The sequence below is a fragment of the Streptomyces sp. NPDC042002 genome (assembly GCF_055588305.1).
In genome coordinates this window covers 179,434-201,604 of record NZ_JBVJCT010000003.1, presented here as the reverse complement: position 1 = coordinate 201,604, position 22,171 = coordinate 179,434, and the positions used below count along the sequence as shown (strand labels likewise).

General features: G+C 71.4%; 22 protein-coding genes. 10 read left to right on the top strand and 12 right to left on the bottom strand.

All coding sequences use genetic code 11. The features are described 5' to 3' along the window. Nucleotides 1-570: 570 nt before the first annotated feature. The gene (locus tag ACZ6KY_RS06215; RefSeq protein ID WP_469309141.1) at nucleotides 571-1,452 is read left to right on the top strand and encodes an alpha/beta fold hydrolase; all 882 of its coding nucleotides are present in this window, start codon (nucleotides 571-573) and stop codon (nucleotides 1,450-1,452) included. A 69-nt stretch (nucleotides 1,453-1,521) separates the two neighbouring features. On the opposite strand, the gene ACZ6KY_RS06210 is transcribed toward ACZ6KY_RS06215, so the two are convergent. Then, nucleotides 1,522-2,418, bottom strand: a complete 897-nt coding sequence (locus ACZ6KY_RS06210) for an NYN domain-containing protein (protein ID WP_469309140.1) — start codon at nucleotides 2,416-2,418, stop codon at nucleotides 1,522-1,524. A gap of 225 nt (nucleotides 2,419-2,643) precedes the next feature. Between ACZ6KY_RS06210 and ACZ6KY_RS06205 the strand changes: the two genes are divergently transcribed. Continuing rightward, the gene (locus ACZ6KY_RS06205; protein WP_106983652.1) at nucleotides 2,644-2,796 is read left to right on the top strand and encodes a hypothetical protein; all 153 of its coding nucleotides are present in this window, start codon (nucleotides 2,644-2,646) and stop codon (nucleotides 2,794-2,796) included. Between the two features lie 179 nt (nucleotides 2,797-2,975). Here the strand turns inward: ACZ6KY_RS06205 and ACZ6KY_RS06200 are convergent, their stop codons facing one another. From ACZ6KY_RS06200 to ACZ6KY_RS06190, 3 genes are all read right to left on the bottom strand, one after another. Further along, nucleotides 2,976-3,581, bottom strand: coding sequence for a MarC family protein (locus ACZ6KY_RS06200; protein WP_469309139.1), 606 nt, complete (start codon nucleotides 3,579-3,581; stop codon nucleotides 2,976-2,978). 479 nt (nucleotides 3,582-4,060) lie between these two features. After that, nucleotides 4,061-4,918 (bottom strand): PHP domain-containing protein, encoded by an 858-nt coding sequence (locus tag ACZ6KY_RS06195; RefSeq protein ID WP_469309138.1) that lies wholly within the window; start codon nucleotides 4,916-4,918, stop codon nucleotides 4,061-4,063. 132 nt (nucleotides 4,919-5,050) lie between these two features. Then, entirely contained in the window at nucleotides 5,051-5,692 is a 642-nt protein-coding gene (locus tag ACZ6KY_RS06190) for a DUF6758 family protein (RefSeq protein WP_469309137.1), read from the bottom strand. Between the two features lie 163 nt (nucleotides 5,693-5,855). On the opposite strand from ACZ6KY_RS06190, the gene ACZ6KY_RS06185 reads away from it, so the two are divergent. Beyond that, complete coding sequence (locus tag ACZ6KY_RS06185; protein ID WP_469309136.1) at nucleotides 5,856-7,109, top strand: MFS transporter; 1,254 nt, start codon at nucleotides 5,856-5,858, stop codon at nucleotides 7,107-7,109. 92 nt (nucleotides 7,110-7,201) lie between these two features. Here the strand turns inward: ACZ6KY_RS06185 and ACZ6KY_RS06180 are convergent, their stop codons facing one another. Then, entirely contained in the window at nucleotides 7,202-7,786 is a 585-nt protein-coding gene (locus tag ACZ6KY_RS06180; protein ID WP_469309135.1) for a suppressor of fused domain protein, read from the bottom strand. A 617-nt stretch (nucleotides 7,787-8,403) separates the two neighbouring features. Here ACZ6KY_RS06180 and ACZ6KY_RS06175 point away from each other — a divergent pair. Both ACZ6KY_RS06175 and ACZ6KY_RS06170 read left to right on the top strand, forming a co-directional pair. Further along, entirely contained in the window at nucleotides 8,404-9,516 is a 1,113-nt protein-coding gene (locus ACZ6KY_RS06175; protein WP_469309134.1) for a magnesium and cobalt transport protein CorA, read from the top strand. Nucleotides 9,517-9,540: 24 nt separating this feature from the next. Continuing rightward, nucleotides 9,541-10,083 carry a hypothetical protein gene (locus ACZ6KY_RS06170; protein WP_469309133.1) on the top strand — a complete coding sequence of 181 codons (543 nt, stop codon included), beginning with the start codon at nucleotides 9,541-9,543 and terminating at the stop codon, nucleotides 10,081-10,083. A 31-nt stretch (nucleotides 10,084-10,114) separates the two neighbouring features. On the opposite strand, the gene ACZ6KY_RS06165 is transcribed toward ACZ6KY_RS06170, so the two are convergent. Beyond that, nucleotides 10,115-10,873: a hypothetical protein gene (locus ACZ6KY_RS06165; protein WP_469309132.1), complete on the bottom strand. Its 759-nt coding sequence runs from the start codon at nucleotides 10,871-10,873 to the stop codon at nucleotides 10,115-10,117. A gap of 187 nt (nucleotides 10,874-11,060) precedes the next feature. Between ACZ6KY_RS06165 and ACZ6KY_RS06160 the strand changes: the two genes are divergently transcribed. From ACZ6KY_RS06160 to ACZ6KY_RS06150, 3 genes are read left to right on the top strand one after another with little or no spacing between them, the layout of a single operon-like run. Then, nucleotides 11,061-12,470: a magnesium transporter MgtE N-terminal domain-containing protein gene (locus ACZ6KY_RS06160; protein WP_469309131.1), complete on the top strand. Its 1,410-nt coding sequence runs from the start codon at nucleotides 11,061-11,063 to the stop codon at nucleotides 12,468-12,470. Further along, nucleotides 12,460-13,056, top strand: a complete 597-nt coding sequence (locus tag ACZ6KY_RS06155) for a DUF1003 domain-containing protein (RefSeq protein WP_469309130.1) — start codon at nucleotides 12,460-12,462, stop codon at nucleotides 13,054-13,056. The genes ACZ6KY_RS06160 and ACZ6KY_RS06155 overlap by 11 nt, the downstream gene beginning before the upstream one ends. Nucleotides 13,057-13,099: 43 nt before the next feature. Further along, nucleotides 13,100-14,233 carry an Mrp/NBP35 family ATP-binding protein gene (locus tag ACZ6KY_RS06150; protein WP_469309129.1) on the top strand — a complete coding sequence of 378 codons (1,134 nt, stop codon included), beginning with the start codon at nucleotides 13,100-13,102 and terminating at the stop codon, nucleotides 14,231-14,233. Nucleotides 14,234-14,340: 107 nt separating this feature from the next. Here ACZ6KY_RS06150 and ACZ6KY_RS06145 read toward each other — a convergent pair whose 3' ends face one another. The 5 genes from ACZ6KY_RS06145 to sigE form a co-directional block, all read right to left on the bottom strand. Next, nucleotides 14,341-14,997, bottom strand: a complete 657-nt coding sequence (locus ACZ6KY_RS06145) for a hypothetical protein (protein WP_355844911.1) — start codon at nucleotides 14,995-14,997, stop codon at nucleotides 14,341-14,343. Nucleotides 14,998-15,299: 302 nt separating this feature from the next. Then, nucleotides 15,300-15,764 carry a sec-independent translocase gene (locus tag ACZ6KY_RS06140; RefSeq protein WP_469309128.1) on the bottom strand — a complete coding sequence of 155 codons (465 nt, stop codon included), beginning with the start codon at nucleotides 15,762-15,764 and terminating at the stop codon, nucleotides 15,300-15,302. Between the two features lie 220 nt (nucleotides 15,765-15,984). Next, entirely contained in the window at nucleotides 15,985-17,814 is a 1,830-nt protein-coding gene (locus tag ACZ6KY_RS06135; protein ID WP_469309127.1) for a S1C family serine protease, read from the bottom strand. Nucleotides 17,815-17,953: 139 nt separating this feature from the next. Then, nucleotides 17,954-18,901, bottom strand: a complete 948-nt coding sequence (locus tag ACZ6KY_RS06130) for an anti-sigma factor family protein (protein ID WP_469309126.1) — start codon at nucleotides 18,899-18,901, stop codon at nucleotides 17,954-17,956. Next, on the bottom strand, nucleotides 18,898-19,596 hold the full coding sequence (gene sigE / locus ACZ6KY_RS06125; protein ID WP_469309391.1) for an RNA polymerase sigma factor SigE: 699 nt from the start codon (nucleotides 19,594-19,596) through the stop codon (nucleotides 18,898-18,900). Before sigE ends, ACZ6KY_RS06130 begins: the two co-directional genes overlap by 4 nt. A gap of 228 nt (nucleotides 19,597-19,824) precedes the next feature. Here sigE and ACZ6KY_RS06120 point away from each other — a divergent pair, with 228 nt between their 5' ends. After that, entirely contained in the window at nucleotides 19,825-20,526 is a 702-nt protein-coding gene (locus tag ACZ6KY_RS06120) for an O-methyltransferase (RefSeq protein WP_469309390.1), read from the top strand. Between the two features lie 179 nt (nucleotides 20,527-20,705). Here the strand turns inward: ACZ6KY_RS06120 and ACZ6KY_RS06115 are convergent, their stop codons facing one another. Further along, the gene (locus ACZ6KY_RS06115) at nucleotides 20,706-20,873 is read right to left on the bottom strand and encodes a DUF3117 domain-containing protein (protein ID WP_003966491.1); all 168 of its coding nucleotides are present in this window, start codon (nucleotides 20,871-20,873) and stop codon (nucleotides 20,706-20,708) included. Nucleotides 20,874-21,236: 363 nt separating this feature from the next. Between ACZ6KY_RS06115 and chcB the strand changes: the two genes are divergently transcribed. Continuing rightward, nucleotides 21,237-22,040: a 2-cyclohexenylcarbonyl CoA isomerase gene (gene chcB / locus ACZ6KY_RS06110; protein WP_355844923.1), complete on the top strand. Its 804-nt coding sequence runs from the start codon at nucleotides 21,237-21,239 to the stop codon at nucleotides 22,038-22,040. Nucleotides 22,041-22,171: the final 131 nt, after the last annotated feature.

Here is a 22,171-nt window from a genome sequence, read left to right as displayed (position 1 = left end):
AGGCCGCCGAGGCGACCGACGCCAAGCCCGTACGCCGACGGACCCGCAAGGCCGTCGCCGAAGCCGACATCCCGGCCCAGGCCGCCGACGAGGCCGAGGCCAAGCCCGCCACCCGTCGACGCACCCGCAAGGCTGTCGCCACGGAGCCCACGGAGAGCTGATCTCCCGTCCGATGGCCCGGTCCCCGTTCTCGGGGGCCGGGCCATCGGCGTTTTCGGCCCCGCTCCCCCCTTGTTTCCCCGTTTCCGCCCCTGCCCGTCCGGCCCCGCGCCCTGCCGGTCGCGCCCGTCCCCGCCTCGCGCCTCCGCCTGCCCCGTCGCCCGCCCCTGCGGGTACGGCCCCCGGCTCCCGCTCCTCCTCTTCCCCTGCCTTCCGACCCTGTTGCCCGGCCTCCGGCCCGTTTCCTGCTCCGCCGCCCGGGGCCCGGTCCCCGAACCTCGGCTCCCGCCGCCGAGGGCCGAATTCCGCGGCCGGTGCCGATACCGGCTGCGGACGGACCCGCCCGGCACCGGCCCCCGGACCGCCGCACCCGCCGAGCGGCTGTCACCTTCGCCCGATAGCCTCCTGCGCATGAGCAGGCCCTACACATTCGTTCCGCCCGCCGGTGTCCGCGCCTACCGGCTGTCGACCGCGCGCGGTGAGTTCGCCGTGCTCGACGCCGCGCCGGACGGCGAGTCCAAGGGAACCGCCTTGCTGCTGCCGGGGTTCACCGGGAGCAAGGAGGACTTCATCGCGCTGCACGCGCCGTTGGCCGCGGCGGGGTACCGGACGGTGGCCGTGGACGGGCGCGGGCAGTTCGAGACCGGCGGGCCGCAGGACGACGAATCGGCTTACGCGCAGAGCGAGTTGGCGCAGGACGTGCTCGCGCAGGCCGCCGCCGTCGGCGCTCCCGTGCACCTCGTGGGGCACTCGCTCGGCGGCCAGATCGCCCGCGCCGCGGTGCTGGTCGACCCGTCGCCGTTCGTCTCACTGACGCTCATGGCCTCCGGTCCCGCCCAGATCTCCACGCCTCAGCAGCAGCGCGTCAAGCTGTTGCGGGACGCGCTGGCCGTGATGAGCATGGCCGAGGTGTGGGAGGCGATCCGGGCGATGGAGTCACCCGAGGAGACCGACACGGGCGGGCTGGACGCGGGGCTCGACGACCTCGACGACCTGCGCCGCCGCTGGCTCGGCAACAGTCCCGCCCAGCTCGTCGCCACGGGCCGCCAGCTCTGCGACGAGCCGGACCGCGTCGGCGAACTGGCCGCCGTCCCCCTCCCGAAGCACGTCATATCCGGCGAGCGCGACGACACCTGGCCGGTCACCCTGCTGGACACGATGGCCGTACGACTGGACGCGCGCCGCACGGTCGTAGAGGGGGCGGAGCACTCCCCGAACGCCGACCAGCCCCTGGAGACCGCCCGCGCCCTCGCCGCCTTCTGGGACAGCACGGGCACGCACTCCGCGGCCTGATCCGAGCGACAGCACCTGGCCGGCACCACCGCGCCCGCGCGCCGAGTACTGCGCCCCGCGCCCGCATGCCTAGTACTGCGCCTGCAAGTGCTCCCAGAAGCCGTCCCGGAGTGCTCGGCGCAGGTCCGACTGTCCGCGCAGGGAGTACTGGAGCAGGCCCTCGGCCTCGACCAGCAGGTCCTGGTCGACCGAGCCGGGCAGGTACGGGTGCCCGGGAAGCAGCTCCACCAGGGATTCACGGCCCCGGGCGGCCAGCCACTTGGCGGCGATCTGGGCGCCCACGAAGCGCACGTCCTCGCGTGTGGGCCGGACCGCCGCCGTCGGGTCGTACGACTGGGCGGTCCGCCTGGCCACGTACGGCTTGAAGAAGTCGAGGTCGAGCGTGCGCTGGCTGTCGACCTCCCAGAGCAGCGGCTCGGCCTGATTGCGGCCCTCGGGCGCCTCGATGCCCCAGAGGTGGACCCGGGCGCCGTAGCCCTGCGCCGCCTCGACCGCGGAGACGAGGTCCTCGTCGCCGCCGAGCAGCGCCGCGTCGCTGATGGCGCGGTGCCGGGCGAGGGACTCCAGGTCCGACCGGATGAGTGAATCGACGCCCTTTTGCTGGTTGTTGGCGTTCAGATTGCCCAACCGGACCTTCACATCCGGGAGTTCGGCGATGGACTGCTGCTCCGCGGTGTGGATACGGCGTCGCGCGCCGTCGTACCAGTAGACGCGCAGCAGCCGGCTGTCCGCGAAGATCGTGCGGGCCCGGTCGATGAGTGCCTCGATGAGACCATCGGTGTCCAGGTCGAACGAGCGGCGGTCCTCCGTGCCGGCGACGAGCCGCCCCGCGGCCGCGTACAGATATCCGGCGTCGACGAAGATCGCGTGGGTGGAGGGGGTCTTCGCGACCTCGGCGAGCACGCGCTGGAGCAGCTCGTTCGTACGGTCTATGCGGGCGGCGAGCGCCGCGTGGTCGTCGTTCATCAAGGCCATTGTCCCGGCGGTCACGCTGCGAACACAACTGGCGCCGTTCAGTCTCCGCCACCCGGGCTACCCGCCGGTAATTAGGTTCTCGAAAAGTTTCCTTAGCGTAGGGAATGTTTGTAACACGCATCCCGTTGAATCCGTATAAGAGCGAGGCAGAGGTGCCTCGCTCTTCACACACAAGTAGTTCTCCTCAGGAGGATGACCAGACGAAGGGAGAAGCCCATGCGCTTCGAAATCATGCGACTCGACGATGTCGACGGCACGCCCGTGGACAGCACTGTCGTAGACGCCGCCTCCGTCAACCGGATCGTTCAGCAGGCCGCCGCCATCGGGCAGCGACTGTGGATCCGCCCGGCCGATTCGACCGCTTCGTAACACGACGATCATCCGCTTCGCCGTACGAGGACGCACCGACCACACCTCGTAGGACCGGAACGCGTTGCGGACCGCAGACGCTTCTCAGACTTCAGAGCCCCGCACGGCGAGGATGCCGTGCGGGGCTCTGCGCGTCCGGACGAAGTGGTGGGCTCCGCCGGATCACCCGGGGAAAGCCGTCAGCTCCCCTGGATCACCTGTGTGACGCCGTTGATGATCTGCTGCACCGCGATGGCGGAGAGCATCATGCCCGCGAGCCGGGTCACCAGCACCACGCCGCCGTCCTTGATGACGCGGATGATCAGCAGCGAGTAGCGCATCACGACCCACAGCACGACGTGGATCGCGAGGATGGCGGACCACAGCGAGACCTGCGTCGCGACGGTGTCGGCCTTCTGCACCGCGAGGATCACGGACACGATCGCGCCCGGCCCGGCGAGCAGCGGCATGCCCAGGGGCACGAGGGCGACGTTGACGTCCTTGGTCTGCTTCGGCTCGTCGGTCTTGCCGGTCAGCAGGTCCAGGGCGATGAGCAGGAGCAGCAGTCCGCCCGCGATCATCAGCGCGGGCACGGAGACGTGCAGGTAGTCCAGGATCTGGTGCCCGAGGAGCCCGAAGGTGGTGATGACGCCACCGGCGACGCAGACCGCCTGGAAGGCCATGCGCCGCTGCACCCTGGCGGGGCGGCCGGCGGTGAGCGCCAGGAAGATCGGGGTGATCCCGGGGGGATCCATGATGACGAAGAGAGTGACGAAGAGGGAGCCGAAGACGGCGACGTCGAACATGGTGAAGGGAAGCCTTGCGAGGTGGTGGGCGAGGGTGGGCGGGTCTTCCGGCCACCGATTCGGGCAGTCGTTCCGCGGGGCGGAACAGGGCGGCACGGCCGGCGGTGCCGGGCGCCTGGGAACGGGCCGGTGAACACGGTTCCGGCCGAGCGTGGGGCGGAACGTAGGTCCCGGGATGTACGTCCTGGGTGGGGTGCGGGTCCGTCCGTGTGGCTGACCGGGCACGGCCGGAAGGCGTCCCCCGGCCCGGCAACAATCCGGCCGTGCGACCGGACCGGGCACGAGCGCGAGCAGACGTGCCGACCGGAGGGCGGCAAGCCCCTACGCCACCGACCCGGTTCGTACGGGCCTCACGCACAGGCCCCGTGACACCGACCCGCCGGCACCAGCACAGCGACAACCGCAGCCGCAGTCACGAGATGAGGCGGAGACAGGCAGAGGGACCCGACCGAACCGGCCCGGCACGGAACGTCCGGGGTTCAGGCTCCGCCCGCGCCCGGTACCGGGAACGCCCCGGTGGCGCGGCGGGTGATCTCCCCGTAGACCTCGGGGTCGGTCGTGAACTCCCCGGGCACACAGGTCTTGCGGCTGCCGTGGTAGTCGGACGAGCCCGTGGTCAGCAGCCCCAGTTCGGCGGCCAGACCGCGCAGCCGTGCCCGGGTGGCCGGCTCGTGGTCCATGTGGTCGACCTCGATGCCGTCGAGCCCGGCGGTGGCGAGCTCCGCGATCACCGACTCCGGCACGGTGCGGCCCCGCTTGGCCGCGGCCGGGTGCGCGAAGACGGTGACGCCCCCGGCCCCCTTGACCAGCCGGATCGCCTCGAAGGGGTCGGTCTCGTGCTTGGGAAGGTAGGCGCGGCCCCCGTCGGCGAGCCACTGCCCGGTGAAGGCGTCGGAGACGCTGTCGACGACGCCCAGCTCGACCAGCGCGGAGGCGACGTGCGGGCGACCGACCGATCCGTCGCCCGCGATGCGCGCCACCTGTTCCCAGGTGATCGGCACGCCGAGTTCCCGGAGCCTGGCGATCATGCCCTGGGCGCGCGGCACCCGGTCGTCCCGCACCAGTTCGCGCTCGGCGAGCAGTGCGGGCTCCTCGGGGTCGAAGAGGTAGGCCAGCATGTGCATGCTGATGCCGTCGATCCGGCAGGAGAGTTCGGCACCGGTGACGAGGGTGAGCCCCTCGGGCAGTGCGGCGACGGCCTCGGCGTACCCGCGGGTGGTGTCGTGGTCGGTCAGCGCGACGACGTCCAGACCGGCGGCGGCAGCGTTGCGCACCAGCTCGGCCGGGGTGTCCGTACCGTCGGAGGCGGTGGAGTGGGCGTGCAGGTCGATGCGCACTACGCGGACTCCAGGCGGTGACGGAACGGGCGCGGACGCTCAAGGATAACGGGAATCCACACCCCCCTTGTCACACCCGCACCGGCCGAGCACCCCCTACCGACCCGGCCCGCACCGGGCACACGCGGGGCCCTACGGTTCCAGGATGCGCGGCGACAGCGCGCCGCACGGCAGCAGGTCCACCTCCGCGCCCGCGTCGCGCAGATCCGTCAGCACCAGTTCGTCGTACATCAGCAGTCCGGTCTGTTCGGGCCAGACGACGGCCCACAGCCACAGCCCACGCGCCTCGCCCGCGAAGACGGCGCGGTCGTCGGGGGAACTGGAGACATGCCAGAGAGGGGTGGGCCGGCCCGCCGCGAGGACCTTCGCCTGAGGCGGTTTCTCGACGCTCATGTACGGGCCGGGATCGGGCCCGTCCATGCCCGCGTACCGCGCGCCGAGGCCGACGCCCAGTTCCTCCGCGATCAGGATCAGCTCGCCCATGCCGCCCAGCGGCCCGGGCCCCGAGCAGGCGACGGCGGTGGCCCTGCCTCCGCTGCGGTCGTCCCCCGCGAACGCCGCTCCGGTGAACAGCCAGCCGACCGGCAGCGGCCACGGCATCCACACCGGCACGCGCGCGCGGTGCACGACCACTCCGAGGGCCTCGACGCTGGGCGGGATCACGGGCTGCAGCGGATGCACAGTGCCGTGCACATCGCACTGCCAGGAGTCGGCAAAGAGGCCGGGAGCCCTGACCCGGCCACCACACTTCGGGCAACTGGGTTCGCCCCTCATAGGGCCCAACGGTCCTCTCCGTCCTTCGTCGCGTCAAGGACGATCACCCGTCCGGCGTGCGCCCGCCATGTCAAAAACTACATGCATCTTGCATTAATTAGCCCACCTAACTTATTGTGTGTATAAGACAACGATCCGGCTGGTGCACAGTGAAGGAGCGGGCATGATCAACAGCACCGGGGGCCCCGCGGAGGGGGACACGTCCGACGCCGGCGCGGGCGGCCTCCTGCGTCAGCCGAGGGCCGTCTGGGCGACCGCCGGGGCGTCCGTCGTCGCCTTCATGGGCATCGGGCTCGTCGACCCGATCCTGCCGTCCATCGCCCGGGGACTCGACGCCACGCCCGGCCAGGTGTCCCTGCTCTTCACCTCGTACTTCCTGATCACCGCTGTCGCGATGCTGCTGACCGGCTTCGTCTCCAGCCGGATCGGCGGCCGCGGGACCCTGCTGCTCGGCCTCGCGCTCGTCGTGGTCTTCGCCGGACTCGCCGGCACCTCGGGGTCGGTCGGCGAACTCGTCGGCTTCCGGGCGGGCTGGGGCCTCGGCAACGCGCTGTTCGTCTCCACCGCCCTCGCCGTCATCGTCGGCGCGGCGGCCGGCGGCAGCGCGGCGGCGATCCTGCTGTACGAGTCGGCGCTCGGCCTCGGCATGGCCTGCGGGCCGCTGCTGGGAGCCCTGCTCGGCAACGCCAGCTGGCGCTACCCGTTCTTCGGCACCGCGTTCCTGATGGCGGTCGGCTTCCTGTGCATCACGGCGTTCCTGAAGGAGCAGCCGAAGCCCGCGCGCAAGACCTCGCTGCTGGACCCGCTGCGCGCCCTCGGCCACGGCGGCCTCGCCTCCGCCGCGACGTCCGCGTTCTTCTACAACTACACGTTCTTCACCGTGCTGGCCTTCACTCCGTTCGTGCTGAACATGACGCCGTACAAATCCGGCGCGGTGTTCTTCTGCTGGGGCCTGCTGCTCGCGGTGTTCTCGGTGATCGTGGCGCCGCGGATGCAGGCGCGGTTCGGTTCGCTGAAGGTGCTGGGCGGGTCCCTGGTGCTGCTCGCCGCCGACGTGCTCGTCCTCGGGTACGGCGACCACACCACCGCCGTCGTCTGCACGGTCCTGTCCGGCGCGTTCATCGGCGTGAACAACACCGTCTACACGGAGCTGGCCCTCGGGGTCTCCGACGCACCGCGCCCGGTGGCGAGCGCCGGCTACAACTTCGTGCGCTGGTTCGCGGCCGCGGCGGCGCCGTACTTCGCTCCGAAGATCGAGGAGTGGAGCAACATCCGCGTCCCGTTCGTCGTCGCCGCGGTCACCTCGCTGCTGGGCGCGGCGGTGGTCTACGTACGGCGCGACGCGCTCACCCAGGAGGCCGGGGAACCGGAGCCGGCCCACGCCGCCGAGGACGGCGTCACGGTCTTCGCCAACTGACCGACCGCTTCACCGACTGGCCGATCCCTTCACCAACTGGCTTACTACGAGCCAGAATTGATGTCCCATCGCATTCGGGACTCCGGGGCCGGTCAGTCCAGGGGGACGGACCTGCGCAGCGGATCGCGCAGGTCCGTTCCGCCGTTCAGCCAGCGCTCCTGGAGGGCGCCGGCGCCGTGGACGCGCTTCCAGGCGGCCTCGTTGGGCGTCATCGGGAGCAGCGGCAGGAAACGTACGGGATCGGCGGGCTCGTCCAGTTCCAGGTCCTCCACCAGACCACCGGGCTCCGCGACCAGGACGGAGGTGAACGGCGCGCCGGGCCACAGGGGTTCACCCACGTCGAGCGAGGCGCCGGAGGCCACGACCAGCCCCTCGACCTGGGGAGAGGCGGCGAGTACGGCCAGCGGGCGGAGCACCTTGTCGGTGTCGGCACCGGCCGGGCGGACCGAGAGGACCAACTCGGCGCGCGGGCCCTTCACCGGATCGGCGAGCACGGCGGTGGGGTCCGCCATCGGCTGGGCGGACATGCCGAGCGTGGCGTAGCGGACGATGTCGCCCTCGGTGAAGCGCAGCACCTCGATGCGGTCGGTGCCCAGGAAGGTGACAGCGGCCCGCGCGTCGGGTTCGCCCAGCGCGGAGCGCAAACGGGCCTCGACCAGAGGAAGAACATCAGCCATGAACCGAGCATAGGCCGCGTCGATTGCGCCAGGACGCACCGGACCCCGGTCAACAACGCGCAAAGCGGGGCCTTGACGTATCGGTGCGCTGATAGTCTTGGCCGCTGGTCGGAGCAGTGCATGACCGAGGGCCCCACCAGGCCCTCATGGCACCGCGGGAGTTGCTCCCGCACCCCGGCGCACTGAGACTGATCTGACTCCCCTTCGGAGGGAGACAGACTCCCCTTCGGGGGATGGATCGTCCCTCACGGGGGACCGACCGGAGGAGGTGGGGCTGCAATGGACCGAAGTCGACCGTGCAGTACCACCCGCTCTTCCGGTCGCTGAGTCCGTAGCTGGTTCCGCTGGGTTTTCGGCCCTGCCGGCTGCCGCCTCCCGCAATCGTGTGCATACGTGTCAGCGTTGCCCGGTGCACCACGGAAGAGCGCTTCGTTTCCGCCTGATCTGTCCGATCTGAACCCCTGATCTGTCCGATCTGAATCAGTAGCGAAGCTGCCACCGCGACGATGCGGTGCTCCCCGCTTTGTGGACGTACCAAACATCCGCAGTCAGGACGTCCCCATTCCGGGTAGTTCCAACCGTCGCCGGCCGCCTCCGCCCGCGAAAAGGAGCCTGCCATGTCGATGATCCGTGACCTGCGCGCCGCGGTCCGCCCCCGCCCCTCGCTGCGCAAGGACAGTGGCTCGTACGACACCACCCGTGACCCCGGCACCCCGTCGGCCGTGGTCGACTGCGCCGTCTACCGCGACGGCGCCCGCGTCGCGTCGCGCGCGCCGCTCACGCCGCAGGAGGCGATGCGCCAGGTGCGCCGCGACGGCGGCTTCGTGTGGATCGGTCTGCACGAGCCCACCGAGGACGAATTCGCCGGTATCGCCCGGGAGTTCGGGCTGCACCCGCTGGCCGTGGAGGACGCCGTCCAGGCCCACCAGCGCCCCAAGCTGGAGCGCTACGACGACTCCCTGTTCACCGTCTTCAAGACCATCCACTACGTAGAGCACGACCGGCTCACCGCGACCAGCGAGATCGTCGAGACCGGCGAGGTCATGTGCTTCACCGGAGGGGACTTCTTCATCACCGTCCGGCACGGCGGACAGGGCTCGCTGCGCGCGCTGCGGCACCGGCTCCAGGACGACCCCGAGCTGCTCTCCAAGGGCCCCTCGGCGGTGCTGCACGCCATCGCCGACCATGTCGTCGACGGCTACATCGCGGTCGTGGACGCCGTGCAGGACGACATCGACGAGGTCGAGACCGAGGTGTTCTCGCCGGGCCGCAAGGGCACCCCGCGCGGCACGGACGCGGGGCAGATCTACCAGCTCAAGCGCGAGGTGCTGGAGTTCAAGCGGGCGGTGTCGCCGCTGCTGCGCCCGATGCAGCTGCTGAGCGAGCGCCCGATGCGGCTGATCGACCCCGACATCCAGAAGTACTTCCGCGATGTCGCCGACCACCTCGCCCGGGTGCAGGAGCAGGTCCTCGGCTTCGACGAACTGCTCAACTCGATCCTCCAGGCCAACCTCGCGCAGGCCTCCGTGGCGCAGAACGAGGACATGCGCAAGATCACCTCGTGGGCCGCGATCGTCGCCGTACCGACGATGGTCTGCGGTGTGTACGGCATGAACTTCAAGTACATGCCCGAGCTGCACTGGCGCTACGGCTACCCGGTGATCATGGGTGTCACGGTCGGGCTCTGCCTCGGCATCCACCGCATCCTGAAGCGCAACGGCTGGCTGTAGTACGGGCTGGATAGTCTTGGCCCCATGACGCAAGAGCTGCTCGACCAGGCCCTCGTCGAGGAGGCCACCAAGAAGTCCGGGCTGATCTGGGTGCGCGGCACCGGTGTGCCGACGCCGCCCGGTCCGGACCACGAGGTGCCCGCCCAGGCGCTGTGGCACGTCTGGCACGACGGCGCGGCCTGCCTGGTCGGCGACGGGCCCGGCGAGCAGCCGCTGCCGGGGCTGGTCGACGGCGGCGGCGCGCTCGTCACCGTACGCAGCAAGGACAAGGGCGGACGGCTCGTCTCCTGGTCCGCCACCGTCGTGGAACTCGCCGGGAACACCCCCGCGTGGGAGGCGGCCGTCGGGGAGCTCAAGGGCAAGCGGCTGAACGCCCCGGACGGCGAGGACATGCCGGAGCGCTGGGCCCGCGAATGCCGGGTGCTGCGCCTCGAACCGACGGGCGCGACGGCCGAGCTGCCCGGGGGTTCGCTCGCCGAACGGCCGCTGCCGACCCCGGCGACCACCCGCCGGCCGATTCCGGCGGCGCTGCCCCGGCTGCTCATGAAGAGGCGCAAGCGCCGCTAGGACCTGTCCAGCCGGCACGGGCCGCGCGGGGTCACGACGAGGGCAGCTGCCGCCCGTAGTCGACCGTGTCCTTCTCGGCCGGCTCGGCCAGCGGGAAGTCCTTGCCCCAGTCGGTCAGCCGGAGGGTGCCGGCGTTGCCCGCGCGCCCCAGCAGGAGCGGGTACGGGGTGCCTTCCAGGGAGACGTCCAGGGTGCCGCCCGAGCCCTTGTCGCCGGTGATGCGGATGGTGCGGACGCCGGACTGGTCGTGGTGGCCGTCCTTGGCGAGGGCGCCGTGCAGACTGAGCAGCCCGTCGAGCAGGACGTCCTTGTCGGTGAAGCCGCTGAAGCGCTTGTACGCGGGGTCGCCGGTCGGCACCTTCACGTACATGCCCTCCAGCTTGTCCGCCGTCGCGGTGCCACCCGACTTGCCGCCGCCCTTGCCGTCCTGGTGGGCCCAGAAGCCGGCGTCGGCCTTGAGGAAGAGGTGCCGGCCGACCCGCAGCAGCCGGAAGCCGGCCCCCTTCGAGGTGACCGAGCCGGTGCCGCCGTCGGACTTGAGGCGCATGTCGAGGGTGAAGGTGGTCCCGTTGGAGACGACGGTCCCGGAGAGCCGTACGGCCGGCGCGGTCGCGGCCGCCTTCTTCGTCTTCGCCTGGATGGCGGCGGCGGACAGCTTGCCGACCCCGTTCGTCCCCGCGTCCGGATCCCCGCTGCCGCACCCCGTCAGCGCCGTCCCTGTCACGGCCAGCGCGCACATCGCGGCCACCGTCACGGCTCTGCGGGTACGGCCCTGGGGAATTGCGGTCACAGGTGGGGCTGCCTTTCGTGCGCGGTCCTCAAACGGCGTACGGCAGCGTACCGGTGCGGTGCCCGCCCGCCGGAGGCAGTCCGTCCGGACCGCCCACCAGGGCGTACCCGACCGGGACGGGCTAGCCTGAAGCCCACCCGAGCGGACAGACCGGCACATAGAGCTTCGAAGCGAAGGAGGCGCGGGCATGGCCGCAGCGGCCCCCCGGATCTTCGTCTCGCACCTGGCCGGTGTCGCCGTCTTCGACCCGAACGGCGACCAGGTGGGCCGGGTGCGGGACCTCGTCGCCATGCTGCGCGTAGGACGCCGTCCGCCCCGCATGCTCGGCCTCGTCGTCGAACTGTCCACGCGCCGCCGGATCTTCCTGCCCATGACCCGGGTGACCGGCATCGAGTCCGGCCAGGTCATCACGACCGGCGTCCTGAACGTGCGCCGCTTCGAGCAGCGGCCCACCGAACGGCTCGTCTTCGGTGAACTGCTCGACCGGCTCGTGACCCTCGTCGGGACGAACGAGGAGGTGACGGTCCTGGACGTGTCGATCCAGCAGCTGCCGGCCCGCAGGGAGTGGGAGATCGGCCGGGTCTTCGTCCGCAAGGGGCGCAGCGGCGCCTTCCGGCGCGCCAAGGGCGAGACGATGACGGTCGACTGGTCCTCCGTCACCGGGTTCTCCCTGGAGGAGCACGGACAGGGCGCGGAGAGCCTGCTCGCCACCTTCGAGCAGCTGCGCCCGGCCGACCTCGCGAACGTGCTGCACCACCTGTCTCCGAAGCGGCGCGGCGAGGTGGCCGCAGCGCTCGACGACGACCGCCTCGCCGACGTCCTCGAAGAACTCCCCGAGGACGACCAGATCGAGATCCTCGGCAAGCTCAAGGAGGAGCGCGCGGCCGACGTCCTGGAGGCGATGGACCCCGACGACGCGGCCGACCTGCTCGCCGAACTGCCCACCGAGGACGTGGAGCGGCTGCTGACGCTGATGCGGCCGGGCGAGGCGGCGGACGTCCGGCGGCTGATGGCGTACGCGGAACGGACGGCGGGCGGCCTCATGACCACCGAGCCCATCGTGCTGCGGCCCGACGCGACCGTCGCCGAAGCGCTCGCCCGGGTCCGCGACCCCGATCTCTCCCCCGCGCTCGCCGCCCAGGTGTACGTGTGCCGCCCGCCGGACGAGACGCCGACGGGCAAGTACCTGGGCGCGGTGCACTTCCAGCGGCTGCTGCGCGATCCGCCGTTCACCCTGGTCGGCTCGCTCGTCGACGACGACCTCCAGCCGCTGGCCCCGGAGGACGAGCTGCCCGTGGTCGCCGGCTTCTTCGCGACGTACGACATGGTGGCGGCCCCCGTCGTCGACGAGAGCGGCTCACTGCTCGGGGCGGTGACCGTGGACGACGTACTGGACCACATGCTGCCCGAGGACTGGCGGGAGACGGAGTTCCACCTCGACGAGGGCGTGCACGAGAGCATGCACGAGGAGAGCCACGCCGGCCGCGACACCCATGAGTTCGGCCGTGAGGGCGTCCCCGAGGACGGCCACGGCCACGAGGACGTCCGCCGGGAGCCGGACGGCCCGCTCGGCGGAGAGGGCGGCCATGGCGCCTGAGCGTGAGGCCCGTGAGCGGGCCGCCACGGGGGCGACGGCGGCCCCCCGGCCCCGTATCCGGCTCGACCAGCCGAAGCCGCCGCGGCGCAGACTGCTGCCCGAGTGGGACCCGGAGGCCTTCGGACGGTTCTCGGAACGCATCGCCCGCTTCCTCGGCACCGGGCGGTTCCTCGTCTGGATGACGATCGTCATCATCATGTGGGTGGTCTGGAACGCCTTCGCGCCGCACGACCTGCGTTTCGACAACTACCCGTTCATCTTCCTGACCCTGATGCTGTCGCTCCAGGCCTCCTACGCGGCCCCGCTGATCCTGCTCGCGCAGAACCGGCAGGACGACCGCGACCGGGTCAACCTCGAACAGGACCGCAAGCAGAACGAGCGCTCCATCGCCGACACCGAGTACCTCACCCGCGAGATCGCCGCGCTGCGCATGGGCCTCGGCGAGGTCGCCACCCGCGACTGGATCCGCTCCGAGCTCCAGGACCTGGTCAAGGACCTGGAGGACCGGTATCCCGACGGCCACGGGGACGGCCGCGTCGTATTCCCGGCGGAACGGTCGCACGGACGTGACGTAGACGACCGGTGACGGGCTTACCGGGGCCCATGGGGAGCGCCGTACCATCGTCCCTATGGCTACGGAAGACGCGGTGCGTGAAGCACTGGCGACGGTGAACGACCCCGAGATCAACCGACCCATCACCGAACTGGGGATGGTCAAATCGGTGGAGATCGGTGCGGATGGCGTGGTCGCGGTCGCCGTGTACCTGACGGTCTCCGGCTGCCCGATGCGCGACACGATCACCCAGCGGGTGAAGGAGGCGGTCTCGCGGGTCGAGGGCGTCACCGGTGTCGACGTCGAACTCGACGTGATGAGCGACGAACAGCGACGCGAGCTGGCGACCGCGCTGAAGGGCGGTACGGCCGAGCGCGAGGTCCCCTTCGCCAAGCCCGGCTCGCTCACCCGCGTGTACGCGGTGGCCTCCGGCAAGGGCGGTGTCGGCAAGTCCTCGGTGACCGTGAACCTGGCGGCCGCGATGGCCGCCGACGGACTCAAGGTCGGTGTCGTGGACGCCGACATCTACGGCCACTCGGTGCCGCGCATGCTCGGCGCGGAGGGCCGGCCGACCCAGGTCGAGAACATGATCATGCCGCCGTCGGCGCACGGCGTGAAGGTCATCTCCATCGGCATGTTCACCCCGGGCAACGCGCCGGTGGTCTGGCGCGGCCCGATGCTGCACCGCGCCCTCCAGCAGTTCCTGGCGGACGTGTACTGGGGCGACCTGGACGTCCTGCTCCTCGACCTCCCGCCGGGCACCGGCGACATCGCGATCTCCGTCGCCCAGCTCGTCCCGAACGCCGAGATCCTGGTCGTCACGACCCCGCAGCAGGCGGCGGCCGAGGTGGCCGAGCGCGCCGGCTCCATCGCCGTGCAGACCCACCAGAAGATCGTGGGCGTCGTCGAGAACATGGCGGGGCTGCCCTGTCCGCACTGCGACGAGATGGTCGACGTGTTCGGCACCGGTGGCGGCCAGTCGGTCGCCGACGGCCTGACCCGCACCACCGGGGCCACCGTTCCGGTCCTCGGCTCCATCCCGATCGACGTCCGCCTCCGCGAGGGCGGCGACGAGGGCAAGCCGGTGGTCCTGACCGACCCCGACTCGCCCGCCGGCTCGGCGCTGCGCGCCATCGCGGGCAAGCTGGGCGGCCGTCAGCGCGGCCTGTCGGGCATGTCGCTGGGGATCACCCCGCGCAACAAGTTCTGAGGCTTCCCGCCGCTTCCCGCACGAAGCTCCAGCGCGTGGTCACGAAGGAGGGGGCGCCGTCCGCACGGACGGCGCCCCCTTCCTCGTAGCGGCTGCCACGGGCTTTCCTAGGCGTATGCCGCGATGTCCTTGATCATCGCGAAGCCCAGCCCGTACGCGCTCATTCCCCGGCCGTACGCGCCCACGTGGACGCCTTCCTGGGTGGAACCCGCGAGAACCCAGCCGAACTCGGACTCGCGGTAGTGGAAGGTCGTGGGGACCCCGTCCACGGGGAGGGACAGGGTGGACCAGTCAGGGCCGTCCAGGTCGTCGGCGAGCACCCACGCGGTCTCGGTCTGCTGGTCCAGCCAGTCGTCGCGCAGGGTGTGGTCCATCTGGCCGGGCCAGGTGAAGGACAGCAGCCCCACACCGGCCAGCCACGCGGCCGAGGACACCGAGGTGGCCTCCAGCAGTCCCGTGCCGTCCGCGCTGCGCCGTACGGGGCTGGCGGCGACGGTGACCACCACCGCGAACCGCTCCTTGTCCTCGCCCGGTTCGGGACGCACCGAGGGCTCGTCACCGTGCCCGATCGAACCGTGCTCGACGGCGCCGTCCGCCGAGGTACCCACCTGCATCAGCCAGTGCGGCCCCGTGAAGGCCTCGTCGAGGCCGTACCAAGGGAAGGGCGCCAGCAGGTAGCCGTCGACCGTACGCCGGGCGGAGGGGACCTGTTGTCCGCCCTCCGCAGCCGGCGCCTGCGCGCCTACCCGACTTGTCGTCTCCATCTGCCGGACGCCTCCTTGCTCTCGTCGGACCGGATGGCCCGCCCCCCTCGGGCGTCCTTGTCGGTCCGCACAACAACTGGGCAGCATAGCCACACCGCTGCGAGCAGCGGCGAAAGCGCCCGGCGCGTAAGGCGTGCGGACGGCGTGTTCGGACCGCGCGGGGCAGGTCCGCGGCCCGCGGACGAACACGCTTTCAGGCCGGACACGCCGGGCCGGGGGCAGGGCCGTCCGGCCCGGGAGGGCTGTGGATGCCCGGTCGCGCACGCTCGCGAGCGGCGGGCCACCGCGGTACTCCGTACGGCTCAGGTGGCGTCGGCGTCGTAGGGCGGGTGCTCGTCGGCGTCGAGCTTCTCGCGCTTCTTCGTCATGTCGACGGAACCGCCGGCCGTGCCGCTGGAGGACCCGGTGGACCCGGTGGACCCGGAAGCGTCGGAGGAGTCGGACTCGCGGCCGTGGACCATGTCCGTGACCTCGGCCATCTCCTTCTTCAGGTCGAAGCCGTTACGGATCTCCTTGAGCCCCAGCTCGTCATTGTCCAGCTGCTTGCGTATGAACGTCTTGGGGTTGAGGTCCTCGAACTCGAAGTCCTTGAACTCCGGGCCGAGTTCATCGCGGATGTCCGCCTTCGCGCTGTCCGAGAACTCACGGATCTTGCGGATCGTGCGCGACACGTCCTGGATCAGCTTCGGGAGCTTGTCGGGACCGAACACGAGCACGGCAAGGACGACGAGCGTCACCAGCTCAAGCGGTCCTACGTCATTGAACACCTGATAGCTCCTTGCGATGTCCTCGGTCCTCGGCCCTCGGGAGGGTTCCGTGGTCCGGGCCGGGTCCAACGGTACCCGGCGTTCCTGTCCGTCCGGAACTGTCCCGGGGCTTCCGACTTCTTGTACACCGCTGGTTTTCCATGATGTTTGCCGTCCGGAGCTGCCCGATCGTGCTCGACTGTGAGGTTCGTGTCACTCGTGGGCCGTGGCCCGCGGGCCCTCAGTCGCCGTCCGCCGAACCGAGGACCAGGGTGACCGTCTTCTCCGTGCCGCCCCGCCTGACGGTCAGCCTGAGCCGGTCGCCGGGCCGGTGGGCGCGGGTCTTCACGATGAGTTCCTCGCCGGAGTGGACCCGGCCGCCGTCGACCTCGGTGATGACGTCGCCCGCCCTGATGCCCGCCTTCGCACCGGGACCGCCGGTGGTGACGGGCGGACCGCCCCCGGCGGCCTTGGTGCCGACCCGGGCGCCGTCACCCGCGTAGTTCATGTCGAGCGTGACACCGATCACGGGGTGCGTGGCCCGGCCGGTGTTGATGAGCTCCTCGGCGACCCGCTTGGCCTGGTTGACGGGGATGGCGAAGCCGAGCCCGATGGAACCGGCCTGACCGGTCCCCAGGTCGGAGCCGCTGTCGGCGGAGCGGATGGCGCTGTTGATGCCGATGACACGGGCCCGGGAGTCGAGCAGGGGCCCGCCCGAGTTGCCGGGGTTGATCGGCGCGTCCGTCTGGAGAGCGTCCACGTACGAGACGTCGGTGCCGTCGCCGTTCTCGCCGCCCGCCGTGATGGGCCGCTCCTTGGCACTGATGATCCCGGAGGTGACGGTGTTGGCGAGGTCGAAGGGCGCGCCGATGGCGACGACGGGGTCGCCGACCTGGACGCTGTCCGAGTTGCCCAGCGGCATCGGGGCGAGACCGTGCACGCCCGAGACCTTGACCACGGCGAGGTCGTAGCCGCTGTCGTGTCCGACGACCTCGGCCTTCGCGGTCTCACCGCCGCTGAACGTCACGGATATCGTGCCGCTCGCGCCGGCCGGTTCGATCACGTGGTTGTTGGTGAGGATGTGTCCCTCGCCGTCGAGCACGAATCCGGTGCCGGTCCCCTCCTCCTCGCTGCCCTTCACATGCAGGGTGACGACGCTGGGCAGCGCGTGCGCGGCGATCCCGGCGACGCTGTCCGGGGCGCGCCCAGGGGCCTCCTTGGCGGCCTGCGGCAGCTCGATGTCCGCCAGCCCCCCGTTGCGCTCCAGATACGCCCCTACGGCGCCACCCACTCCCCCGGACACCAGCGCGAGCGCGACGGCCCCGAACACCAGGGCCTTGCGCGCCCTCTTGCGCCGCTCCGCCACGGTGGGCACGGCGATCCCGTTCTGCTGGAGAGGGCCGTTCTGCTGAAGGGAGCCGTTCTGCTGGAGGGAGCCGGGCGCGGCCCAGGGGTCGTAGTTCTGCCAGGGGTCGGGGACAGCGGGCTCGGCCGGGGCGGGATCAGAACCCGGCGCGTACGGGCCCTGCGCGTGCGGGATCTGTGCCTGCGGACCCTGTGCTTGTGCGGCTGTCGGGTGCTGGACCGGTGGGGCGGGTGCCCACGGGCCCGGGTCGCCGTAGGGCGGGGTGCCGTAGGGGTCGGGCCCGTGCAGGGGCTCGGGGCGCCGGGGAGCGGGCCGCTCCAGCTCGAAGTCCCCGTCGCCGGCACCCTCGCCCCCGGCATCCGCGTGCACACCGGCAGGGAGGACGGACCCGGAGTCGGTGGAGGCCCCCGCTTCCCTCGGACCAGGGACGGCTTCCCTCGGACCAGGGACGGCTTCCCTCGGACCAGGGATGCCCGCGGGCCGGTCCAGCTCGTAGTCGCCCCCCGTGCCGCCCTCGCGGGCCCTCCCCGGGTGCGCCCGCGCCACCGGCGCGCTCGGGTCCGGACCGCCCCACGCGCTCTCCGAAGGGCCGGCGGGGTGCGTGGAATCCGGTTCCGTGAGGGGAGCCGGTGCGGTGTCTGCCTCCGTGCCCTGGGGCCGGGGTCGACTCCACCACTTCGCCTTCGTGGGCCTGCCCTCGTTCATGCTCTCCCCACACCTGGCCCGCGGCACGACTCGCCGACGGTCACCACAGACTTGTCGACTCCGCGCCCGTGATCCCTCCCGCGGACGCGGCCCACCCCGGATTCAACCAGGTTCGTGGGCCGACGCGCAGAGGGCGGGGTCAGCGAGTGCTACGAGGGGTGGGGGACGGGGAGGAGGAGGGGGACGGTGTGGCGGCGGGGGCTGCGAGCAGTCCCGGAGTCGAGGTCAGCGTGAGCGGCTGGGCCTCGGTGAGCGGACGTATGAGCGGGGACATCGCGGCGGCACCGGCGACCACGGGAGTGGTCGGTGTGTGCGCGACGTCCTGGCCGCGGCCCGCCGGAGCCGGGACTCCGGGCAGCAGCGGGGCGGACACCCCGGTGGGCGCCACCGGACCGTTGCCGAGCGCGCGCTCGCCCTGGGCGAGCAGCGGTCCGGCGGACCGGCGGCGCTGCGACTCGGGAGTCGTGGCGGCCCCCGCGCCCTGGGAACGGGACGGTGTCACGTTGCTTCCGGCGCCGGCCCCTCCGCGTGCGTCCGGGGTGTCTCCGGGCACTCCGGTGGACACCCCGCCGAGCGCGACGGCGGCCAGCGACACCGCGCCCGCCGCGGCGAAGGCGAACCGCAGCCCGCGCGAGGCCGACCGCTCGGCCTCGTGACGGCTGACGTCATGGATGCGGAAGCCGCGCCCCGGAGCGGGGGGCAGCACATCGGCGTGCGGTCGGGCCGGCACGTACCCGAAGGATTCGCCCCGCATTCCGAAGACGCCGGGCAGGCCGGGGCCCGTGGAGCCACCGGGGAGTCTGCCGCCGCCGAAGCCTCCTCCGCCCAGTCGCGGGCTGTCGGAGTCGCCTCCGCCGGGAAGTCCCTGGAGGCGGGCCAGGAAGCTTTCGGAGGGCGGTGGCGGGGCCATTTCCGCGAAGACGTTCTTCAGTCGGCGCTGGGCGTCGGCCTCGGCCTTGCACTTCGCACAGGTGGCGAGGTGGGCCAGGACGCGGTCGCGCGACTCATGACCGAGCTCTCCGTCCACCAGGGCGGAAAGTCGGTCCCCGAGATGCTGCTCGGCAGGGGTGGGACGGGTTCCACTCACGCGGTCGCGCCCCCTCCCCCCAGCACGGGCACACGGGCCGCGAACGAGCGTCGCTCGGCGCGGGCCTCGGGAGACCGGTGTGCCAGGGCCTTGCGCAGCTGGGAACGGCCGCGGTGGATCCGGGAGCGGACCGTGCCGAGCTTGACGCCCAGGGTCGCGGCGATCTCCTCGTAGGACAGTCCCTCGATGTCGCACAGGACGACGGCGGCGCGGAACTCGGGCGCGAGGGTGTCCAGCGCCTGCTGGACGTCGGCGTCGAAGTGCGCGTCGTTGAAGACCTGCTGCGGGGAGGGCTCACGGCTGGGCAGCCGCTCGGCCGCGTCCTCGCCTAGGGCGTCGAAGCGGATGCGCTGCTTGCGCCGCACCATGTCGAGGAAGAGGTTCGTGGTGATGCGGTGCAGCCAGCCCTCGAAGGTGCCGGGCGTGTAGGTCGACAGCGAGCGGAAGACGCGGACGAAGACTTCCTGGGTGAGGTCCTCGGCGTCGTGCTGGTTGCCCGTGAGGCGGTAGGCCAGACGGTAGACGCGACCGCTGTGCGTGCTGACGATCTCCTCCCAGGTGGGGGGAGTCCACGCCTGCGACTCCGCGTCGGTGGTGAACGTCGCGGTCTGCGCCGGGGCAGCAACGTGGAAGTGGTCAGCGTTGTCGGTCACGGATTTCGGCTCACCCGCTGATCTGAGGAGGCGCCGCAGCACCCCGCCCCGATCCACAGGCGCAGCCGCACCTCCCCTGTCGGCTCCGGTGGTGTCCAGTGGAGCCCCTACCATAGCCACCTCGCCCGTTAGCTCCGGATAAGTGGTTTTACGAGAATTTGATACGGGCTCATATGGGCGCGCCGACCGCCGGCCGCCGCCCCGCTCCGTGTACCGATCCATCGACTCTCCCCCCGCCGGGTATCCCCACCCCTCTAAACGCCCGGTCCCATCCGCAGGTTCCCAGCGCCAACGGATACAGTCACGCCCAGGCAATCACGGGGACAGGAGAGGGTCATTACCGGCAACCGGCAGACGAGCTGGGCGGCGTTCGCCGACGCCTTTGTCGCCGAGGACGAGGCGCTGCGCTGGGCCCGGGACCGAGCCCACGAGTCCGGCCTGCGCTCGGTGTCGCCCGGCACGGGCGCCGCGCTGCGCCTGCTCGCCGCCACCCTCGACGCGAAAGCGGTCGCCGAGATCGGTACCGGGACCGGCGTCTCCGGAATTCATCTTCTGCACGGCATGCGGCCGGACGGGGTACTGACCACGGTGGATCCGGAGCCGGAGCGCCAGCAGTTCGCCCGCCAGGCCTTCCGCGCCGCCGGTTTCGCCAGCAATCGCGCGCGCTTCATCCCGGGCCGCGCGCTGGACGTCCTGCCCCGTCTCGCGGACGCGGGCTACGACCTCGTGTTCTGCGACGGCGACCGCCTGGAGAGCCTCGACTACCTCGCTGAATCGTTGCGCCTGCTGCGTCCGGGCGGGCTCGTCGCGTTCGAGGGCGTCTTCGCCGACGGCCGCACCGTGGACTCGGGACCGCAGCCGGTGGAGGTGAGCCGGCTGCGCGAACTCCTGCGCGCGGTCCGCGAGAGCCAGGAACTGGTGCCGTCGCTGCTGCCGGTGGGCGACGGCCTGCTGTGCGCGGTCAAGCGCTGACCCGGCCGCCCGGTCCACCACCCGGTACACATCCCGCCAGTCGCCTCTGACCAGGCCGTATATGCCGCCGAGCGCTGCCGACCGTGCGGCGCGGCAGGCCCGTACACCGGGAAAGAACGACTTCCCCGGCACCAGGTACGGTGCCGGGGAAGTCGAAGAGGTGTGGGTCGCGTTCCGCGTCAGCCGACGACCTTCTTGAGGGCGTCGCCGAGCGCGTCGGCCTCGTCAGGAGTCAGCTCGACGACGAGCCGACCGCCGCCTTCGAGCGGAACGCGCATGACGATGCCCCGCCCCTCCTTGGTCACCTCGAGCGGGCCATCGCCCGTCCGCGGCTTCATGGCCGCCATGCTCGTTCCCCTTCCTGAAACCAGCTCATCGTCGCCGACGGCCCCCTCGGAGGGCACGCACGTCCCCTCATAGGACACACGTCACCGGCATCGAACACATTGCTTCCAGGCCATTATCCCGCATCTCAGGACCCGATGACCAACATCAGTCGGCATCGCTTGCGCAACGCGCTTGAGCAAAACCACTCATTTCGGCGATGTGGCTGCGATACTGCGCCGCCGCATGGACTTCCACGCCGCGGAATTCTTTGACGCAGGTCACATGCGGGCCCCGCGTCACGGCCGGCGATCTCCGCCATGCTGTCATCGGACACAGGACGTACCGGCCGGTACGACGAGCCGCGACCCCGGAAGGGACCCACCATGGCCGACACCGTGCTCTACGAGGTGAGCGACGGACTCGCGACGATCACGCTGAACCGCCCCGAGGCGATGAACGCGATGAACACCGAGACCAAGGTCGCCTTCCGGGACGCGGCGCAGGCGGCCGCGGCGGACGACGCCGTACGGGCGATCCTGCTGACCGCCGCCGGTGACCGCGCGTTCTGCGTCGGGCAGGACCTCAAGGAACACATCGGGCTGCTGGCCGCCGACAAGCAGTCGGGGTCGCGCCACACCATGAGCACCGTGCGCGAGCACTACAACCCGATCGTGCGGGCCCTGACCGGCGCCGCGAAGCCCGTGGTGGCCGGGGTCAACGGCGTCGCGGCCGGGGCCGGATTCGGTTTCGCGCTCGCCGCTGACTATCGCGTCGTCGCCGACACGGCCGCCTTCAACACGTCCTTCGCCGGTGTCGCGCTGACCGCCGACTCGGGGATCTCCTGGACGCTGCCCCGGGTCATCGGCCCGAGCCGCGCCGCCGATCTGCTGCTGTTCCCGCGCAGCATCACCGCCCAGGAGGCGTACGAGCTGGGCATCGCGAACCGGCTGGTTCCGGCCGGCGAGCTGCACGCGGAGGCCGAGAAGGTGGCGCGGGCGCTGGCCGCCGGACCGACGCTGGCGTACGCCGCGCTGAAGGAGTCCCTCGCGTTCGGGCTCACCCACTCGCTGGACGAGACCCTGGAGAAGGAGGACGAGCTCCAGGCGCGGGCCGGCGCGTCCGAGGACCACACCATCGCGGTCCAGGCGTTCGTGAACAAGGAGAAGCCGAAGTACCTGGGGCGCTGACGGACCGGGAACGGATGGGGATCGGACCGGGAACCGACCGGGAGCGTGCGCCGCGGGCTGTCCATGCCCCCGGCGCCCCTCCCCGGGTCTTTCTCCGCCCACCCGCTTCCCGCCGACCCCTGGCCCACCTC

Bases quoted from the DNA above. Each gene is read 5' to 3' on its own strand.
- ACZ6KY_RS06215 (WP_469309141.1), top strand. From the start codon at position 571: ATGAGCAGGCCCTACACATTCGTTCCGCCCGCCGGTGTCCGCGCCTAC.
- ACZ6KY_RS06210 (WP_469309140.1), bottom strand. From the start codon at position 2,418: ATGAACGACGACCACGCGGCGCTCGCCGCCCGCATAGACCGTACGAAC.
- ACZ6KY_RS06205 (WP_106983652.1), top strand. From the start codon at position 2,644: ATGCGCTTCGAAATCATGCGACTCGACGATGTCGACGGCACGCCCGTG.
- ACZ6KY_RS06200 (WP_469309139.1), bottom strand. From the start codon at position 3,581: ATGTTCGACGTCGCCGTCTTCGGCTCCCTCTTCGTCACTCTCTTCGTC.
- ACZ6KY_RS06190 (WP_469309137.1), bottom strand. From the start codon at position 5,692: ATGAGGGGCGAACCCAGTTGCCCGAAGTGTGGTGGCCGGGTCAGGGCT.
- ACZ6KY_RS06185 (WP_469309136.1), top strand. From the start codon at position 5,856: ATGATCAACAGCACCGGGGGCCCCGCGGAGGGGGACACGTCCGACGCC.
- ACZ6KY_RS06180 (WP_469309135.1), bottom strand. From the start codon at position 7,786: ATGGCTGATGTTCTTCCTCTGGTCGAGGCCCGTTTGCGCTCCGCGCTG.
- ACZ6KY_RS06175 (WP_469309134.1), top strand. From the start codon at position 8,404: ATGTCGATGATCCGTGACCTGCGCGCCGCGGTCCGCCCCCGCCCCTCG.
- ACZ6KY_RS06170 (WP_469309133.1), top strand. From the start codon at position 9,541: ATGACGCAAGAGCTGCTCGACCAGGCCCTCGTCGAGGAGGCCACCAAG.
- ACZ6KY_RS06160 (WP_469309131.1), top strand. From the start codon at position 11,061: ATGGCCGCAGCGGCCCCCCGGATCTTCGTCTCGCACCTGGCCGGTGTC.
- ACZ6KY_RS06155 (WP_469309130.1), top strand. From the start codon at position 12,460: ATGGCGCCTGAGCGTGAGGCCCGTGAGCGGGCCGCCACGGGGGCGACG.
- ACZ6KY_RS06150 (WP_469309129.1), top strand. From the start codon at position 13,100: ATGGCTACGGAAGACGCGGTGCGTGAAGCACTGGCGACGGTGAACGAC.
- ACZ6KY_RS06145 (WP_355844911.1), bottom strand. From the start codon at position 14,997: ATGGAGACGACAAGTCGGGTAGGCGCGCAGGCGCCGGCTGCGGAGGGC.
- ACZ6KY_RS06135 (WP_469309127.1), bottom strand. From the start codon at position 17,814: ATGAACGAGGGCAGGCCCACGAAGGCGAAGTGGTGGAGTCGACCCCGG.
- ACZ6KY_RS06115 (WP_003966491.1), bottom strand. From the start codon at position 20,873: ATGGCGGCCATGAAGCCGCGGACGGGCGATGGCCCGCTCGAGGTGACC.
- chcB (WP_355844923.1), top strand. From the start codon at position 21,237: ATGGCCGACACCGTGCTCTACGAGGTGAGCGACGGACTCGCGACGATC.